Raw genomic sequence first — 18236 nt, 5'->3', positions numbered from 1 at the left:
GATTGTACTACTACTATCATGTCAGGGTCCGTCTATCTGCATAAGATCATGCTGAAGGATTTTCTGGACACGTCGTATCTTGCTGATCTGCCGGTGGTCCAAAATCTTTTGCGTATGGGCGAGCTGTCGTTCGAGTCGCCGGTGACGTTTTTTGTCGGAGAAAACGGTTCGGGCAAGTCAACGCTTCTGGAAGCTATCGCCATTTCAGCTGGGTTCAATGCGGAGGGCGGGTCGAAAAACTTTTCCTTTGTGACACGACCGACCGAGTCAGATCTGCATTCGTATCTGACATTATCGCGCCGAGGCCGGGAGAAGGACGGATTTTTTTATCGGGCAGAGAGTTTTTACAATGTGGCATCACAGGCGGATGATCTGGATCTGGATCTTTTAGGGTACGGCGGGAAGTCCCTGCACGATCAGTCGCATGGGGAAAGTCTGCTGGCGCTTGTCCAAAACCGTTTTCGAGGGAACGGCCTGTATATTCTGGATGAGCCCGAAGCGGCACTATCCCCCATGCGGCAGATGACTTTGCTGCTTGAAATCAAACGGCTGGTCGAAGAGGAGGATTCTCAGTTTTTGATCGCGACCCATTCTCCGATTTTGATAACGTATCCTGGTGCTGATATTTTTGAGATCACGCCGGAGGCTATTTTGAAAACGACGTATGAGAAGACCGCGTCGTATCAGATCACGAAACGCTTTCTGGATGATCCGAGCCGTATGCTCGATGCTCTGTTCGAGGATTGAAACAAAGAAAAAAAAAGAAAAAGGTCAGTGTTCTTCTCTGACCATTTTAATACACTTTTTCGGGCATTCGTTGGAACAAATGCCGCAGCCTTTGCAGTAGACCAGATCGATCTCGAGCGTATCAGGGTCGATGACCGCGTCCGGGCAGAACATCGCACAGATCCCGCAGTGGTTGCAGGTTTCCCGGTCCACGACCGGGCGGAACGTTCTCCATGTTCCGGTGAGTCCGGCGGCAGCTTCGTGCGGGACGCTGATCGTCATTTTCGGCATTCTGCTCATACGATGACCTCCTCATAAGCTGCTTTTGCAGCTGACGTGTTTCTTGGATCGGCGAACGTTTCGGTGATTGCTTTTACGCCTGACTCCCGGCTGAAGAGGCCGAGTTTTGCGAGAGCGCCGATCACCGGCGTGTTCAGGATCGGACTGCCGGCAACCACGAGGTTTTCGCGCAGAGCGATCCCGGTAAGGTCCGCCTTGTACACATTGAACTCTTTCGGGAACGAGACCTCTTCGTGCGTGTTGATGAAGATCGAGCCTCCTTCTTTCAGACCGTCCAGGACATTGACCGTGTCCATGACGGTCGGATCGAGGATGACGATCATATCGGGTTTGTTGATCTGGGAGTAAATTCTCACCGGCGCATCGTCGATCCTGACGAATGAAACGATAGGAGCCCCGCGGCGTTCTGCGCCGTAGAACGGGCAGGCGGTCGCGAACTTTCCATCTTTTACGGCGGCGGAGGCCATCATCCGGGCGGCCGTCACGCCGCCCTGTCCGCCTCTTGAGTGGATACGGATCTCGTACATTTACTGCTCCTCCTGCGGGATCCCGAACCAGAACTCCGTCCCCATCTTGCGGCTGCGGACGAACTCTGCCATATCCTCATAGGTGACTTCCTGACCCCCGAGACCGGCGATGACGCTCGCGATCTTTGCGTCCGGGTATCTTGCCTGGATCTCTCCGGCAATAACACCGCCGAATCCAAACGAGTAGTCCCTGTCGATCACGACGAGGTCTTTTCCTTTGATGTTCATGTCGAGCGGGAAGGGTCTGAACCAGCGGATCCGCATAACGCCGGCTTTGATTCCCTCTTTTCTCAGGAGATCGGCGGCGACCTCGGCTTCTTTGCCGAGCGTTCCCATTGCGATAATGATAACGTCCGCATCATCGCAGAAGTATTCCTCGACCGGCGCATAGCTTCTGCCGAAGCGTTTTGCAAACTCGGCCTCGGTCTCTTTGATGACGGTTCGTGATTCACGCATGCATTTTTCCATGTCGAATCTGAACTGGTAGTGGACGTTTGCCGGGCTCATCGCTCCGTAGCCTTTCGGATCGTTGACGTCGATCTTGTGCGGGAGATCGAGCGGCGGGATGAAGTCTCCCGGTTCGGTCATCTCGAACGGCTGCATGATGTGTGAGAGCAGGAATCCGTCCATGTTGATCATGACCGGCAGAAGAACGCGGTTGTCTTCTGCGATCCGAAATGCCATCAGGGTCGCGTCGTATGCTTCCTGGACGGTCGAGACGTAGACCTGCAGCCAGCCGGTATCCCTCTGCGAGAGGGCATCTGAGTGTTCGGCCCAGATGTTCCATCCCGGAGCGAGTGTTCTGTTGACCTGTCCCATCACGATCGGGAGGCGTGCGCCTGCCGCCCAGTGGAGCATCTCGTGCATGTAGAGAAGACCATGCGAACTTGTCGCGGTGAAAACTCTGACTCCTGTGATGGATGCGCCGATCGCGGCGGTCATCGCGGAGTGTTCCGACTCGACCGGGATGTAGCGTGCTTTGAGTTCGCCTGCTTCGACGTAGTCGGCGATGCTTTCGATGATCTCGGTCTGGGGGGTGATGGGGTATGCGGGAACGACGAGCGGTTTTGCCATTTTTACGGCTGCGGCGACGGCTTTGTTGCCGGTGGACATTACAAGTTCGTTCATTCTGTTTCCTCCGATTGTGCGGCTTCGAGAGCTATTCTTTTGAGGTTTTTGTCGACGTTTGCCTGGATGATTCCTGCGGTCTTTTCATCGACTTTTCTGAATCGTCCCTGGGCTTTGAGGTAGTCGCCTACGGGTGCGGGCCGTTTCATGGCGGCACGCGACGGGGCGCTGACGGTGAATTTGTCGTACTCTTTTTCCCAGAGGACCCAGATGCCGGATTTGACTGCCATCTTTCCGATCTCAACGGTCTTTTCCGAGGGGATCCTCCAGCCCGGCGGGCAGGGCGCGAGGATATGGATGAATTTGGGGCCCGGGATCGACAGGGCTTTTTTGACTTTGTTGTAGATGTCGGCGGGGTAGGAGGAGCAGGCCGTTGCCTGGTAAGGCAGGTTGTGGGCCTCGACGATCCGGTCAAGATCCTTTTTATTGACGGTTTTTCCGTTCGGGGTGGTTGTGGTGATCGCTCCCAGAGGAGTCGCCCCGGATCTCTGCATGCCGGTGTTTCCGTATGCTTCGTTGTCGTAGCAGATGTAGAGGAAGTCCTCGCCGCGTTCCAGGGCGCCGGATAGTGCCTGGATACCGATGTCCGCGGTCCCTCCGTCGCCTGCGTAGACGATGACGTTGGTTTTTTCGCCTTTTGCCCGGAGAGCTTCGCTCATTCCGGATGCACAGGCCGCGGCGGCCGCGAATGCGATGTTATAGACGGGCACGGTGTGAAGCATGTAAGGGTAGACCCCCTGGATCACACTGTTGCAGCAGGCAGGGATCACGAGGACCGTGTCTTTGCCGGCAGCCTTGAGGATATAGCGGAGTGCAAGTAACGAGCCGCATCCAGCACAGGTGGACGGGCACTTTAAGAGCATCTCTTCTTTGGGAATTTCCGTCATGGGTTCGTAATATATTTGTCACGATTTATAATGAGGTTTACTAATCGAAGCGACGCTTCGATAAGTGAACCGCTGAACAAATCTCGTCAGAGATTTGTGATTGGGGCTTGCGAATCAATATCATTCAAAGCTGTGGTAATGCAAAAAAAGGACAGAGGTAATTACGAGGTATAGAGTCTGTCGGCCGTAACAACCCCTCCTGTATTAATGCTTATGATATCTCCATCCAAGATAAAAGCGAGCGGCAACGTATGAGTGAAGTGCAGGATGGAGAAGTTGAGATTATTTCGATCATTTTTGGAGTTTGAGTAGGGATAATTCTCATGTAGATAATGTTTACATTGTTTCAATGAAATATGAGGGGAACTTAGGTGGTCAGCGTTCCGATTAGTCTCCAGCCATTATAGTTTATGTATTGAGCCCCTCCAAAACCTCCGATAGCACCCGTACCGGTCACATTCATGTTGAGATAGAGGCTCGTCCCATCGTTATATAACGCCCCTCTCTCAACTGGTATCACGTCCGACTTGAACACACGTACACTGCCCCCATCTAAGTCAGTATTATCAATGGTAAGTACTCTGCTGGTAACTATTTCCACAAATACATCATATGGTGGTGTATGTGCATTATAATAGAGTGAATTAAATGCTTCAATGGTAAAACTCGGATCACCGGCATTTTCGGTTGAAAGCGGCTCTGGGTTATATGCAACCCAATAATTTCCATCCTGATAATATATTGCGTTTGTTTGGATTAGATAAGATGAACCACTTAGGGAAACATTGTTTTTCAGCATGTTCCATGTTCCATTAAACAAAGGCAGAGTGTAAGCCTTTCCTCCTACTGTTAGAATACTCAGATCTCCTCCTCCGCTCCCCGCCTTCCCGATCCTCTTCTCCGCAAGCAGCGTTGAGACCCCCTTATCACTCGTATAAACTACCGACACCGTTCCGACCTTCTCCGTCCCTGAATCCCACCTCAGCGTGATCCCGGGACCAAAATCCCGTGTTCCCCCGAATGCTGCCGTTTTGTCCACGCCGTCAACGAGGATCTTATAGGATCCTGCCGGGAGTTCCGCTCCGTTAAGATGCGTGACCGTAATGATATTTCCCTGACTTCCGATCGCTATCCCGAGGATCGGCGCCGGCTCCGCCATGCCAAATCCCATTAGTACAGCTCCGATAATCCCGACAAGGACAACTGTGAGGGCGACGAGAAGTATCGTTCCGATAACCGGAGACACGGCGTCTTCCATTCGGGATGCGGGAACGGTCATAATAAAATATACATGAACCCGATAGTATATTAAGCATCCCGGAAGAAAACCCGGACATATTTCGGGATTTCAGATGAAAACCTCCCAAGGCGCGGTGAGAGAAGTATTATCATCTCCTCTCACGCAAGAATCATTACTATGGATGATGTTCCCGATCAGATCGCCACGCTGACGATCTTCTGGGGCAAAGTCACGGTAATGAAACTCCAGTATGAAGTGGCCCTCACCTATCTGGGCAATACGAACAACAATGAAGCGGCGTTTCGAATGCTGATCTCAAGCGACCGGCAGCTTCCCGAGTTCCTCATCACACTCTTCCTCTCCTCGAGCGGGGTGAAGGTCCAGTCAGTATAATCAGAAAATGACAACAAAATCCCTGGTGCTTGGCATCCTGGAAAAAAATCCCGGCAGCTATGTGTCGGGTGAGCAGATCGCCGCTGAGCTTTCTCTTTCGAGAACTGCGGTCTGGAAAGCGGTCCGCACCCTGCAGAGTGAAGGCTATTGTATATCTGCCGTGTCCAACAAGGGGTATCTTCTGGAGAATGCGGATGTTCTTTCAGCTGAAGGCATTCGATCCAGGCTTCTGCCGAAGTATGGCGACACGGTCGTTATCGTGAAAACATCGACCGAGTCGACGAACACTGATGCGAAAGTTTTTGCCGCCGCCGGAGCAAAACACGGAACGGTGATCCTTGCTGAAGAGCAGACCGCCGGCAGAGGCAGATACGGAAAATCCTTTTACTCTCCCAAAGGCACCGGCATCTATCTGAGTATCATCGCCAGGCTCGGCCTTTCCTTTTCGGCCGCGGTCATGATCACGACCGCGGCCGGCGTTGCGGTCTGCAGATCGATCGAATCGGTTTCGGATCTTCAGCCGAAGATCAAATGGGTCAATGATATTTTTCTGAACGGAAAAAAGATCTGCGGGATCGGCACCGAGGCCGTCAGCAGTATCGAATCGGGAATGCTCGAGTCGGTGATCGTGGGTGTCGGGGTGAACTTCAAAACATCCGCGTTCCCTGAGGATCTCAAGGATATCGCGGGCCCGCTGTTTCCAGATGATTTTCCGCTCACCAGAAATGCGTTCGCCGCGATCCTGATCAATCACCTTTTAGAAATGTTTGACGCTCTTCCTGAGAAAAGCTTCATGGAGGAGTACCGCTCACGCTCACTCATTCTTGGAAAAGAGATCATGTTCCTTGAAAATAATCTCTGGCACTCTGCAAAGGCGATCGAGATCGATGATAAAGGCGGGCTGGTTGTCGAAGCCGACGGAAAAATCAGGACCCTGACCTCGGGTGAGGTCAGTGTTCGCATTTAGACAAAGAACTGCAGGATCAGCGTCGGCATAAGCGCGAGATAGAGCAGGGCAAGCGATACGGCGATAACCACGCCGAAGATGACCGGGTTCCATCTCATGATCTTTTTTCCGTCAAGCGGCCCGACCGGCAGCATGTTGAAGAATGCGAGCATCGCATTCACCTGGAAGCCGATCATTCCAAGATAGAACAGGAATCCCGGCAGGGTGAAGAGCACGATTCCCGTTGAAGGCGACATCATAAATCCGATGATCATGATGATGAGGAACGGGATGATCAGGACAAGATTTGTCAGGGGTCCGGCGATGGAGATGAGCCCGTTTTCTTTTTTGGTCATTTCGCGCCCGGCCGTGTTGATCATCGTCGCTCCGGGAGCGGCAAATACGATCCCCGTGATCGCCGCGATGACGACCGCGATGATCAGCATCTGGGTGCTTTTTCGAAACTCCGCCCAGTAGCCGAACTTCATTGCGGTGAATTTGTGGGCAAGTTCGTGAAGCACGAAGGAGAGACCGACCGCAATCAAAGCGACGAGGAAGGTTATCAGAAGCGCCTCGACGGTTATTTTCTGGTACTCGGTGATCAGTGCAAATCCGCCGTTGATACCTAACGTGAAGGCAACGCCGAGGACGAGCCAGGCGATCAGAAGATCTTTTCTTTCAAACGGTGAGATTTTATCAAGGAGACTCATTTATTCACCACATCCTGCACGGACACATTCCTCGAGAGTGCCTAAAAGCGGCGTCGCTTTGCACATTCCCGGAAGGTACGTGAATGCTTTTCCGGAGTTTGTCATGACGACTCCGGCTTTGTCCATCAGCGGCGAGACGACCATACAGGTGTCGGGAACGATTTTTGCCCCGCTGCTGAGGATCTTATTACAGAGATCCGGGTGTTTTGCTCTCAATTCTTCTGCAGCAAAGATGTAAAACGGCATGACGACCCGTCTGTTTTCCAGAAGGAAGGCCAGCTCTTCTAACTCTTCCTCGGATAGGTGAGGACATCCGAGAGCTATGACATCCGCCTCAAGACTGCCGAACAGTTCTTCGATCTCGGCAACTTCGATCTCGACGACCTCGCGGTCATCCTCTTCGATGTGTTTTTTGAAGAAGGGGAAGCGGGTCTCCGGCGTGATCTCGTTTACGTGATACAAGGCAACTGCCCCGCTTGCGGCCATGGCGGCCCCAAGACTTTTGAGCATGTCACGGTTGGGACGAATATCGGTGAAAAACGGGATCCGGTTTCCGGAGATCGCTCCGGCGATGATCCCAAGAGCCCCGTAATGGGCGTTCGTCCAGGATTTTGTCGCCGCCGGGTCGTCGATGTGGAAATCGATCTGGGGAACACGGTTTTTCACGATGTGAAGGCCGTAGTAGGGCGTTTTTCCTGTAAGGGCGGCTGCGAGGGCTGAGGGACCGCCTTCCCGGTTGGTTCGTGCTCCGAGAACAGAGTTCACGTAGCTGACGGCCGAGGACTCAGACCATGCGAGGTGGTCGCCTCGTTCTATGATGTTGAAGTAGTACGGCGTGCATGTGCAGGTCAGACGGATGCCGAGTCGTGCATATGCGGCGTTTACTTCCAGCTGTTTTTTCGCGAAATCGTCCGGGATCCCAAGGTTCTGCCACTCGTCACGCGGCATGCCGATCGGGTTCAGAAATGACGGGACGACGGCTTTTCCCGAGAGGGTATTGAGCCAGGAGAGTCCCGCATCCCCGATGGTTTTGAAGGACGCTCCGGAGACCTGAACACTTTTTACTTCGATGAACTTCTCCGCCTCGTAGATCTTTCCAAGAGCGAGGAGGATCTCCATCATTTTCTGTTTGGTCTCGCCGTATTCTCCGTTCAGCAGCGCCTGATCATATTTGTCTAGTTCCATTTTTCACTTCCTTAGTATTCAATCCCATTCAGCACGGATAAATTCATCTTCTTGACCAAGAGGAATGGTCGCATCCACGCCGGCTTTTACATTCATGCCGTCTCCTATCCTGCAGGGGTCGAGGGACGATCCCCTGACACCAGAAATAATCATGACATCCGTGTCTGCCCGGACGCGTGTTGCGATAGCGAACTCCACGTCCGAGGGGTCGTAGATATCGATGTCTTCATCGACGATGACGACATGTTTGAGCGAGGTGTGGGCGGCAAACGCTGCCATGATGGCATTTTTTCCGTCTCCGTCGGTCATCTTTTTGATCTGAACGACCGCATGGAAATATCCTGCTCCTCCGGGTGTTAAGTAGACGTCTTTTACGTTCGTTACTCCCGCGACCGCCTGATAGATCCGTGGTTCGTAGGGAGCTCCCATGAGCATTTTGTGTTCAGCGCCGGCGGGAACGATCCCGTGGTAGATGAAGTCGGGTTTTGTGTGCATGCCGACGAGCTCAAGCACGGGCTGCATACGGATTGGGTCATAGGTTCCGCTGATGTCGACGAACGGTCCCTCTTCATGGAGTTCTTCGGTCAGATACCCGTAGAGAACGATCTCCGCGTCGGGGACTTTCACCCCGTTCGGGCAGGTGAAAAGATCCAGCTCTTTTCCAAGGATCTCGGCCGCGTACTGCATCTCTTTTCCCTCGGGAACGCGGGTGGATGCGGCAAAGGTCACGGCGGGGTGGGGTCCGATCACTATTGCGATCGGAAGTTTTTTTCCTTCGGAAAATGCCTGCTTCATCAGTTTGTAGGTGTGGCGGCCTTCAACGATCCTTCCGATGAGATGCGTTTCGTCCAGCACCTGCAGGCGGTGGATCGAGGCGTTGGTGACCCCGTTCCATTCTGAAAACACGATCCCCGAGGTCAGATATTTTCCGGCATCCTTTGGGAAATGCTTCATGATGGGGATCTTTGCAAGGTCGGCATTTTCGAACTGAAGCGGACCCGCATCCCGGGTTTTTCCTGCGTAGGTACAGGCGGCGAGTGTTTTGACGAGTCTCTCCTTTGGGATGCCCAGAGCGACCGAAAGTGATTCCCGGTCGAAGATGGTGTTCATCACACATCGGTGACCGTCCATATTCGTAAACTCCAGCATCTTATGTGTCCGGAAGGCAAGCTTCGGGGCTTCGTATACGGAAGATACCGGATCAGTGATCTCTTCGACAAGATCTGCCGATTTCATCTGCTGAATAAAAGTTCTCATTATTTCCACCGTGTTCCAATGGTATGTTCGATCCTGAGGTGATCGAGGATCCGTGCGGCGATCATATCTGCAAGCTCGTCGAGCGTTTTCGGCTGCGTGTAGAGCGGGGGTGATGCCGGCAGGATCAGGGCCCCGGCATCATGGGCCGCGAGCATGTTGACGAGATGGACCCGCGAGTACGGGGTCTCCCGCGGGACAAGGATAAGCGGTCTCCTTTCTTTGAGACAGACATCGGCGGCTCTCGCAATCAATGTTGTCGAGTATCCGTTTGCGATCTGGGCAAGGCTCTTCATACTGCAGGGGACGATCACCATTGCATCGAATCTGAACGATCCGCTGGCGATGCCCGCTTCCAGGTCACAGTTCTCCTCGTAGTGTACCGGGTATCCGGAGAGATCGACCTCTTCGAGTCTGGCGACGGTCCGGGCTGTATCCGAGATGATGAGAAAAACTTCGGCTTCTGCACTGGCGAGTGCTTCAAGCAACCGTTTTGCATACAGTATCCCGGAGGCCCCGGTCACTCCGACAACGATCCTCTTCATATCTATACTATAGTACCTGGGAGTTTATCTTGTTTTGTTGCCCGGCGCAGAGAAAGAACTTCCCGTGCCGCATCGCCTGCTTTGTCAAGGACGTCTGCCGGAGCATAGACCCCGAGCCTCCACTGACCCTGTCGTGTGGCATTCATCATCGATAGCAGGGGGATGATCTCTTCGAAGGCGACCAGATCATGCCTGTTTTGTACCTGGACCCTCATCCGCATCTCTTTTCGAATCGGCGGGATGTCGAGGATGATCTTTTCTTCAGGCAGTCCGGCTGTTTCGGCGATCGCCCGCCTCATCCGGTTCTTTTCTTCCGGTCTGAGTGAAGAGAGCCGGTCCATGTCCAGCTGTTCCCTCCCGGTGTAGACCGCCCGTTTGTAGAGATCTCTTTTTCTTATTCTGTGCATCATCTCGCGGGATATGGCCGAAGGCGAGTTCATAAGAAGGGTCGTTCCAGCAATATCGTCCATTCTCATGAAGGAGTCGGGGGAACTGTCGGCAAAATGACTTCTTCCGGCAAGCAGAAACATCTCTTCTGCGATCCTTCCGACATGATGATAATAGACCGAAGGTCCCATGAGTGTTCTGGCAATAAGGAGGGATTCGGCGGCCGCAATGCCGGATTCTTTGACGGCAAGCCCGTCTTTTGTCAGAACAAGGGATTGTATGAGCCTTCCGGCGTCCGGATTTCCGTACGGAACGCCGGTGTAGTGAGCATCGCGCAGAAGATAGTCCATCCGGTCAACGTCGAGGTCACCGTGTATTATGTCGGCGAGACGATGATTCCCGGCCACGATGTCTGCGATCTCTTGTGGTTTTGTCCCGTTTTCTTTCAGAATGCCGGCGATATCCGGGTCGGCGAGCAGGGTGTATATCTCGTCGTGGGAGAAGGGCCCGTACTCTCTGCGGAGTCTTTCACTTGCATGGGAGAATGGTCCGTGGCCGATGTCATGGAGGAGAGCCGCCGTGCAGACGAGGAGCATGTCCTCTTCCGAAAGGTCCAGCTGTCTGGCCAGGAGCGAGGCGAGATGCATCGCCCCGAGTGAGTGTTCGAACCGGGTGTGGTTTGCTCCGGGATAGACGAGATAGACGAAGCCGAGCTGTTTGATGTATCTGAGCCGCTGGACCGCTTCCGTATCGAGAAGCGGGACTAGAGGTGTTGGGACCTCGATATATCCGTGGACCGGGTCTTTGATCTGTTTCGGCATTTATTCCGCTATTCCCAGTTTGTTTTTCAGATCGGCAGGATCCTTTCCGCCGTCGCTGAATGTGATGACGGATGTATGTTCTTTGATGATCCTGCCGTCTTCTATCGTATAGATGACAGCATATTTTGCATCTCCGTAGTAGACCCCGATCAGCGAAGCGGCGCCGATGTAGTCACCGTCTTCAGTTTTGATGACAGGGATCTCTGTTCCGTCGGCTGCCGTAACGGTGAGGAGTTCGACGCCGAACCACTCTTCCAGGGTGGATGCCTGCCGCTCAAAGGCGTTTGCATTGCCGAATCCTGCAAAACCGAGGGCGACCCCTGTAGATATCATGCAGACTGCAAAAATGACCGCTGGTATTTTCAGATATGTCTCCATGAGTAGAGTATTCGGGGTGGAAGGTAATGAATTTTTATATGAAAATGAGAAGGAGAATGCCGATCGCGGCACAGATGACCGTACACCATTGAATCGTCCTGATGATCATCTTCCCTCCTTCGGCAAGTGTCTGTTCGGGATAGCCGATCTGATAGACACCGGGTTTTTCAAACATTACTCCGCAGCCGCCGGCGATCAGACTCATGGGAATACCGCCGTTGAATCCCGGCCGTAGTTTCCGGTCGTGTTTGAAGATATACCATGCCTGTTTGATTCTTCCTTTGAGGAGGAAGATGAGAAGGAGTACTGCTCCGGTGATCCGTGCAGGGATGAAGGCGAGGATGTCGTCCATTCTGGCAGGGAACCAGCCAAGACGGATCCGGTCGTCTTTGTAGCCGAGCATCGCATCCATGGTGTTGGCCGATCGAAACAGTACTGCTCCGATGATCCCCATGCCGAAGAGGAGTTCAAAGACCACGAACCAGAAGATCGGAGCGATGATGCTGTCGACCAGATTTTCCGCTGCGGATTCGTAGGCGCCTGATCTGATCTGTTCGAAGGAGAGGGTCTTTGTGTCCCGGCTGACGAGATACCGGACGGCTTTTCTTCCCTCTTCCTCACCCTGTTCGAGAGCAGTTTCGACTGCTTTTACATGCTCTTCGAGTGAGCGCCATCCGATGCAGAATGCAAGGACGAGGGCGGAGAACGGGAGGGAAATATACCACGGAGCGTAGAGAAGGATGAGGAGACAGGGAAGGATCGCGATCCCGACGGTGAGCAGCCAGCCGACGATCCCGATGAACCGTTCGGTCCGCGGGGAATAAAAGTTCGTGCGTCCCCAAAGACCGATGAATCTTCCGATCAACGCTACCGGATGGAAATTTGAACGCGGATCACCGATCAGACGGTCGATGACCAGTCCGAAAAAAAGTATTACTGCACCGATCGCCATGTAATGATGATCCCGGCAAGCATGATGATGTAGAGGATCACTGCCATGACGGTGGTGTTGACCGCCGCGGGTGCCTGTATCCAGAAGATGAGAACGATGAAGCCGAGGATCGGGGCGATGAGGTTGATGAGGATCACGCCAAGGCCCGCCGTGGTCAGAGGGGCTCTCCGGGGCGGCTTTTGTGTGGGTTCGGGGCAGACGGGTTCTGTTTTTTCTTCAAGTTCGGGGAGGATGACGTTGACGGTGAAGCCGGACCGCCGCATGCCGTATCCGGAGATGACCTGTATCTCGAAACTGCCGGGGTTTGCTGATGGGAGGATGTCGATTTTTATCTCGGATTCGGCTTCGACGTAGAGGTTTTCGTAGGTGAAACTGGTGTATGCCGATCCTTCGGTCCGAAGCGTCGCGTGTGTGGGGGCGCCGAAGTTTACGACCCTTACGTGGAGGGATGTGCCTGCACTGACTTCTACGGAGTCGGCCAGGACTTCGAGTGAGTTTATTCCGAGACGATTCAGCTGGACTTCAACAATTGGCATTTTTGGTTACCTCTGATCTTCGGGAAGGAGGTTTGCGATCCCTGATGAGATCGGATAGACCCGTTTACATGCAGTACAGGTTAAGAGTCCTTCCAGTATTTCTGTATCATTACCCTCCATCTCTGTAAGCATAAACTTTCCCTTGCACGCGGGGCAGCAGATGATGTCAAGTATCCGGCGTTTCATGTATTACAGCTCTGATCTGATGTCGATGATGTGTGACTGGTCAGGTCCGGTGGAGATGATCCCGACGGGTTTTCCTGTGTCGGCTTCGATTTGATCGATGAACGCAAGTACTTTGGGAGTGAGTTTTGCGTAATCGGTCGCCCCAAAGACTGTTTCGTCGATGTGGTCGACTCCGGTTATGGCGATCGTGGTGCAGCCGTTGATCATTGCGGAGTAGCGGGCCATTTTTCCGTCCCACATGCCGATACGGCGCTCTCTGCGGGTGACGGCGCCAAATTCCTGTATTCCGAGGGCGATGGATTCGTCGTGGGTGAGTTCGGTGGGGAAGGGTCCTTCGCCGACTCGTGTCGGGAATGCTTTGAAGACAACGACGACGTCGTCGATGTTGGTCGGGCCGACACCGACGTCAGCAGCCATCTGGGAAGCTGAGGTGTCTTTGCTGGTGACAAAGGGGTAGTTTCCATAGTAAAGGGAGATGCCGAACCCCTGTGTTCCTTCGATGAGAACGGATTCACCTTTTTCGATCGCGTCGTTGACGTTTTGGGCAACATCGGTTATGTAGGGTGCGAGTTCGGGAACGTCTCTTGCAAGACGGCCTTTTCTCATGACGCGGTCTGAGTTTGCGGGTCCGCATCCGGAGCCGGTGGATCCGACTGTTTTTGCAAGATGCGGATCTTTTTTGTCCATAAGGATGTGCTCTTCTTCGATGATCCCGCAACGGCTGTCGATTCTGGTTCTGCCGGCGCATTTGAGGATGTCAAGTTCGTGAGCGAAGACTCTCGGGTCAACGAGTACGCCGCTTCCGATCATGAGTTCCGCTTTGGGATAGAGGAATCCTGACGGGATCATACGGACAACGTATTTTTCGTTCAGTACGTTTATGGTGTGGCCTGCGTTGGGTCCGACTCCGCCGCGGGCAATGATGGTTGCTTGGTCTTTTTGTGCAATGTGGGCGACGATCTTCCCTTTCCCTTCGTCGCCAAAAAAGCCGCCGACTATGATCGTACTTGGCATGGTTATCGAATATTATTGGATGCAGTTGGTGATAAGGACTTGGGTTACCGGGTTATGAGCGAAGCGAGTAACCTTAGGTGAGCAAACCGCAGGTTTGCGATTGCGGGCCGCATTTGAAAAATGCGGCCTCAGCTGAACAAGTCGATAGACTTGTGAATGCGGGGTGGAAAATCCTTTCCCCCTACAATCCCCTGCTCTCGCCCCACCACTAATATAATATGGTGCACTCACGCTCACATTTATGCAAATGACGTATCCCTGCGAACGCCAATCCGTCGTTTGTCGAAACCACTCCCGGCAGTTTCTTCGCCGGAAAGCCGTGATCATCAGTGTGCGTGTCCGCTCTTTTGGCTGAGCGTATCGCCGGAAATGCCTCGGAACAAGGCTCCTGACCACAAAGTCTATTATATTACATAATCAAATATCAAAGCATATTCCGTTGATCGGAGTATGACCCTTGCAGAATGCTTATTCGACGCATGTCGAATATCACGTATCGCATGTCAAACATGCAAAGAAAAATTTACAATCCTAATTTAGGAGGAATTGAAATTGAAAACAACTAAAATGATTACCGCAGTTCTTGCAGTATTCCTTGCACTGACTTTCTTTGTCAGCGCAGGTGCTGCAATGGATACGGTATTCGTATATGAAGAGATAACTCCAGGTGCTCCATTTACTGCTACCTATGCAGTTGGTAATACCTATTATCACACTAGCGATTCATCAAAGACCGTAACTTGTGTTCTTGGCAGTACCCCTGGTACTGTCATGTTCGTTGGTGACAACATCAAAGAAGGACGATACACATTAACTGGAAGCAGTGCAGCAACTGATAACTTCATCTTAATGTATCCGACCGCACAGGTTGAGATGGTCATCTCTGGAACTACTGCATCAATCATTGGTGGCACAGTTCCATCTACGTCCCTGATTGATGTTTCCACTATAATGCCAACCACTAGTCTGTACACATCAGGTATTGATTATGGTCTTGTATTTACTACCCCAACTGGTGGTAAGACAACCATCTTTGGTCAAGCTGGTGCTCCACTCGCACCCGTTGACTGGAGTACGACTGCAACTCCCGTAGTTGGTGTCGATATTTCTGGTGAAGAAACAGGTACATGGTCCGTACAGGCTAAGTTTGTAAGAGCGCCTGTAGGTAAACTTTCATCCACAACTCCGGACAAGTATCTCGACGGTAAAACAGTATATTCATTCTCCATTGCAGAGACAAAACAGGCAATCACTGTTTCCAAAGACACTATCGTTAAAGGAAACAACTTCCTTGTGACCCTTTCCGGTGTTCCTGGAGATGTTGCCGTTCTGACAGCAGATGTTGCCGGCCTCTTCTCAATTGCGGGACAGCCGGGTGTTGCACCTGCAGCAAGGACTGATTTAACCGCTGTTGGTGGTGTTACTGTAACTATTCCGGATTCCGGTAAGATTGCAGTCGAGATCCAGAGCACTGTCGAAGAGACCTATCTCATTTCCGCTGCATTCACAGGAAGTGCAACCAGCACAAAGGAAAAGAAAGTAACTGTTGAAGGTGGAGATATTACCATCAAAGCAGAAGCTGACTCTTATTACCTTGGTCAGGAAGTGAAGCTCTCTGGAACTAACACTGAATCCAAGACTACTTATATCTTCATCAAAGGTTCAAACGTTCCTGAAACACAGCTCACAACAGCAACCGTGAAAGAAGGTAACGTCTGGTCAAAGGATCTTACGATTTCCGGTGCGAACTATGATGCAGGAACCTATACAATCTACGCTGCAGCTGCGGTAACCGCAACTGGAGCAATGGACAAGGATTCTGCATATGAATCTATCTCTGTAACTCTGAAGCAGCCGTTCCTTACTGCAACCGCAGAATCTTCAACAGTTGCACAGGGTGACAAGATCGTAATTACCGGAACTGCAGAAGCAGCAGACAAAGGTCTTAAGTACTATATCTTTGGTACGAATTACTACTCGTCCGGCAACATCAAAGTCGATGATGATGCACACTACGAAGTAAAGATCCAAACATCAGGTCTTGATGCTGGTCAGTACTTCGTTGTAGTTCAGCACCCCATGTATGATGGAAACTTCAATGTAGCTCCAGTTAACACCATTGTTGTTACACAAGTGACTCCTGGTGTTTTTAACTGGGTTGCAAACAGCAATGCGGCAACCATTGTTATGAACAACAAAGAAGCCGTCAATGCACAGGGCGAATACACGCTGACTGCTGCACAGCAGACAGGTGCCGCAGTATTACCTGTTGTATGGACTGCAAGCAGAGCATATGCAACTCCGTTAGTACTTGCTGATGTTGGTGCATCTGCAGTTATTACTGATGCAGGACAGAACAAAGTACTCTTCAACACTGCTAACCGCCAGAGCGCAAATGCTGCTGAAGCATTATGCCAGGCACTTGACAATCAGGATATCGATGATATCTACGTAAAACTTCAGTTTATTGTTGCCAAGCCATACGTCACTATGGCCCCAGTATCTGATGTTACTAAAGGCTCTGCCCTTAAGGTATCAGGTACCACCAATGTCAAAGCAGGCGAAACTGTAACTGTTGATGTCCTTTCCACTGCATTTACTGCAATTGAAAAGACCTCAGTTAACTCTGCATCGTTCATCACCCTGACCACCAAGGTCGTTAAGGGTGCTGACGGCGTCAACACCTGGGAAGTCACCTTCGACACCACCGGATTAAATGTTGACTCATACACTCTTCAGGCAATAGTAGCTGACCAATCTGCTACTACGACCTTCAAGGTCCTCGAAGCAGCCCCAACCGCAACTGCAACCGCAACTGCAACCGCAACTGCAACCGCAACTGCAACCGCAACTGCAACTCCGACCACGACCCCAGGCTTCGGTGCATTCCTTGCACTCGCCGGCCTTGGCGCTGTCGCAGTTCTCGTCCTCCGCCGCGACTAAATTCTTCTGAAGAATTTTAACGGCTAAGACAGATTTGTGTCCCACCCGGGGCACAAATCCCCAAATTTTCCAAAAAGGCTTTTTTGCAGATTTTGTATTCTGGATATGCGGGTATATTTTCCTTGATGTGGCTGCTTCTCACTCTAGGCATTACTCAGCAAGATCAGATTCATCTGATTTACACGGACGATATTCTCATGTTCCACACCTTATCGCCTCTTTCCCCTATTGAATCAGCATCAACACTGGGGAACTCCTATTTGAATAGGGCTTATGCGGTGTTATCCTCAATTCAATTCAGGAAGGGTATTACTGGGTGTGGAAACATGAAGAAAAACAAACCGCGAATCGGCACGAACCGCAAATCAGAGATTTGCTCTCCGCTTCGGGTCTTCGACCCTCGCTTGAATCCGCCCATCGGGCGAGGCGAATCGGATTTGCTGGTCGTCACTTGAACACGGCGGGTCTTATCGTCCCGCCGGTTCATCCCTCATCGGGAGCGTTCGGGCAAATCCTGTCGGCGCCCCTGCGCCTCCCGTGAGGGAGAGATTCATTGAGCAGTTCTTAATCTGAATAATATCCATTTTACTGACAATTACAACATATAATCATGACATAAGATCAAGAGGCAAATCAATAATGGGAGCCGCTGGGGCGGCGACAGGATTTGCCCGAACGCTCCCGATGAAGGGATGAGCAAGACAGCGAAGCTGGATTGCGAAAGTGAGGAACAGCAAATCCGATTCTGGGAGCAAGCCATCGGCTTGCGGGATTCGCGCCGATTCGCGGTTGGTTTTTTCTCTTGTGTCTAGATTAATGCCGTACACGAAATCGAAGTACATCTCATAAGGACTTCAGTTTTTTTCGGTTGAGAGCACACCGCGTAACTCCTATTAGAATTCAACGCACCCTTTTTTTCTTCACAAACCTCCTGTCTCCTCTCCAAAAGAATCGTCACATCGATACAAAAAACCAAACATACCATCACCGCCCCCACTCGCAAGTCTGTTGACTTGCTCGACTGAGGGCACCCCTTCGGGGTCCCCCGTACTCGCAAATCAAAGATTTGCTCGGTTAAGGTCGGCCGCTTTCAGCGTCCAACCCGCACTCGCAAATCAAAGATTTGCTCAGCTAAGATCGCCGGCTACGCCGTCGATCCGCACTCGCAAGTCATCGTC

General features: G+C 52.0%; 19 protein-coding genes. 4 read left to right on the top strand and 15 right to left on the bottom strand.

The window, feature by feature from the left end:
• Positions 1 to 18 precede the first annotated feature (18 nt).
• Positions 19 to 747, top strand: a complete 729-nt coding sequence (locus tag H575_RS01605) for an AAA family ATPase (RefSeq protein WP_211213850.1) — start codon at positions 19 to 21, stop codon at positions 745 to 747.
• 24 nt (positions 748 to 771) lie between these two features.
• Here the strand turns inward: H575_RS01605 and H575_RS01600 are convergent, their stop codons facing one another.
• The 5 genes from H575_RS01600 to H575_RS01580 all read right to left on the bottom strand — a co-directional run bounded on the left by H575_RS01600 (position 772) and on the right by H575_RS01580 (position 4847).
• Positions 772 to 1026, bottom strand: a complete 255-nt coding sequence (locus H575_RS01600; protein WP_052319896.1) for a 4Fe-4S binding protein — start codon at positions 1024 to 1026, stop codon at positions 772 to 774.
• Positions 1023 to 1553: a 2-oxoacid:acceptor oxidoreductase family protein gene (locus H575_RS01595; protein WP_042696803.1), complete on the bottom strand. Its 531-nt coding sequence runs from the start codon at positions 1551 to 1553 to the stop codon at positions 1023 to 1025. The genes H575_RS01600 and H575_RS01595 overlap by 4 nt, the downstream gene beginning before the upstream one ends.
• Complete coding sequence (locus H575_RS01590) at positions 1554 to 2681, bottom strand: transketolase C-terminal domain-containing protein (protein ID WP_042696800.1); 1128 nt, start codon at positions 2679 to 2681, stop codon at positions 1554 to 1556.
• A complete protein-coding gene (locus H575_RS01585) occupies positions 2678 to 3568 on the bottom strand; it encodes a thiamine pyrophosphate-dependent enzyme (RefSeq protein WP_042696797.1) in 891 nt (296 codons plus the stop codon). Before H575_RS01585 ends, H575_RS01590 begins: the two co-directional genes overlap by 4 nt.
• Positions 3569 to 3935: 367 nt before the next feature.
• On the bottom strand, positions 3936 to 4847 hold the full coding sequence (locus H575_RS01580) for a type IV pilin (RefSeq protein ID WP_081406606.1): 912 nt from the start codon (positions 4845 to 4847) through the stop codon (positions 3936 to 3938).
• Positions 4848 to 4985: 138 nt separating this feature from the next.
• On the opposite strand from H575_RS01580, the gene H575_RS01575 reads away from it, so the two are divergent.
• Together H575_RS01575 and H575_RS01570 are read left to right on the top strand one after the other, a co-directional pair.
• Positions 4986 to 5201 (top strand): hypothetical protein, encoded by a 216-nt coding sequence (locus H575_RS01575; RefSeq protein ID WP_042696791.1) that lies wholly within the window; start codon positions 4986 to 4988, stop codon positions 5199 to 5201.
• 7 nt (positions 5202 to 5208) lie between these two features.
• Complete coding sequence (locus tag H575_RS01570; RefSeq protein WP_042696789.1) at positions 5209 to 6168, top strand: biotin--[acetyl-CoA-carboxylase] ligase; 960 nt, start codon at positions 5209 to 5211, stop codon at positions 6166 to 6168.
• Here H575_RS01570 and H575_RS01565 read toward each other — a convergent pair.
• The 10 genes from H575_RS01565 to H575_RS01520 form a co-directional block, all read right to left on the bottom strand.
• Positions 6165 to 6857: a site-2 protease family protein gene (locus tag H575_RS01565; RefSeq protein WP_042696788.1), complete on the bottom strand. Its 693-nt coding sequence runs from the start codon at positions 6855 to 6857 to the stop codon at positions 6165 to 6167. The genes H575_RS01570 and H575_RS01565 overlap by 4 nt on opposite strands.
• The gene (locus tag H575_RS01560; RefSeq protein ID WP_042696786.1) at positions 6858 to 8042 is read right to left on the bottom strand and encodes an aconitase X; all 1185 of its coding nucleotides are present in this window, start codon (positions 8040 to 8042) and stop codon (positions 6858 to 6860) included.
• An 18-nt stretch (positions 8043 to 8060) separates the two neighbouring features.
• Positions 8061 to 9299, bottom strand: a complete 1239-nt coding sequence (locus H575_RS01555) for a UbiD family decarboxylase (RefSeq protein ID WP_042696783.1) — start codon at positions 9297 to 9299, stop codon at positions 8061 to 8063.
• Complete coding sequence (locus H575_RS01550; RefSeq protein ID WP_042696779.1) at positions 9299 to 9841, bottom strand: UbiX family flavin prenyltransferase; 543 nt, start codon at positions 9839 to 9841, stop codon at positions 9299 to 9301. Before H575_RS01550 ends, H575_RS01555 begins: the two co-directional genes overlap by 1 nt.
• 2 nt (positions 9842 to 9843) lie before the next feature.
• Positions 9844 to 11049, bottom strand: coding sequence for an HD domain-containing protein (locus H575_RS01545; protein ID WP_042696775.1), 1206 nt, complete (start codon positions 11047 to 11049; stop codon positions 9844 to 9846).
• Positions 11050 to 11382, bottom strand: coding sequence for a hypothetical protein (locus H575_RS01540; protein WP_162139389.1), 333 nt, complete (start codon positions 11380 to 11382; stop codon positions 11050 to 11052). It abuts the gene before it with no gap.
• A 79-nt stretch (positions 11383 to 11461) separates the two neighbouring features.
• A complete protein-coding gene (gene cbiB, locus H575_RS01535; RefSeq protein ID WP_042696772.1) occupies positions 11462 to 12379 on the bottom strand; it encodes an adenosylcobinamide-phosphate synthase CbiB in 918 nt (305 codons plus the stop codon).
• Positions 12361 to 12915 (bottom strand): DUF7524 family protein, encoded by a 555-nt coding sequence (locus H575_RS08835; protein ID WP_052319895.1) that lies wholly within the window; start codon positions 12913 to 12915, stop codon positions 12361 to 12363. Before H575_RS08835 ends, cbiB begins: the two co-directional genes overlap by 19 nt.
• Before the next feature lie 6 nt (positions 12916 to 12921).
• Positions 12922 to 13101: a methytransferase partner Trm112 gene (locus H575_RS01525; RefSeq protein ID WP_042696769.1), complete on the bottom strand. Its 180-nt coding sequence runs from the start codon at positions 13099 to 13101 to the stop codon at positions 12922 to 12924.
• Between the two features lie 3 nt (positions 13102 to 13104).
• Entirely contained in the window at positions 13105 to 14115 is a 1011-nt protein-coding gene (locus tag H575_RS01520) for an adenylosuccinate synthetase (RefSeq protein ID WP_042696767.1), read from the bottom strand.
• 552 nt (positions 14116 to 14667) lie between these two features.
• Here H575_RS01520 and H575_RS01515 point away from each other — a divergent pair.
• Positions 14668 to 17058: a PGF-CTERM sorting domain-containing protein gene (locus tag H575_RS01515; protein WP_162139388.1), complete on the top strand. Its 2391-nt coding sequence runs from the start codon at positions 14668 to 14670 to the stop codon at positions 17056 to 17058.
• Positions 17059 to 18236: the final 1178 nt, after the last annotated feature.

Origin of the sequence: Methanocorpusculum bavaricum DSM 4179 (genome assembly GCF_000430905.1) — an archaeon.
In the GTDB taxonomy this organism is placed as follows: domain Archaea; phylum Halobacteriota; class Methanomicrobia; order Methanomicrobiales; family Methanocorpusculaceae; genus Methanocorpusculum; species Methanocorpusculum parvum.
The sequence above is the reverse complement of the archived record's forward strand: the minus strand, read 5'-3'. Positions and strand labels throughout refer to the sequence as shown.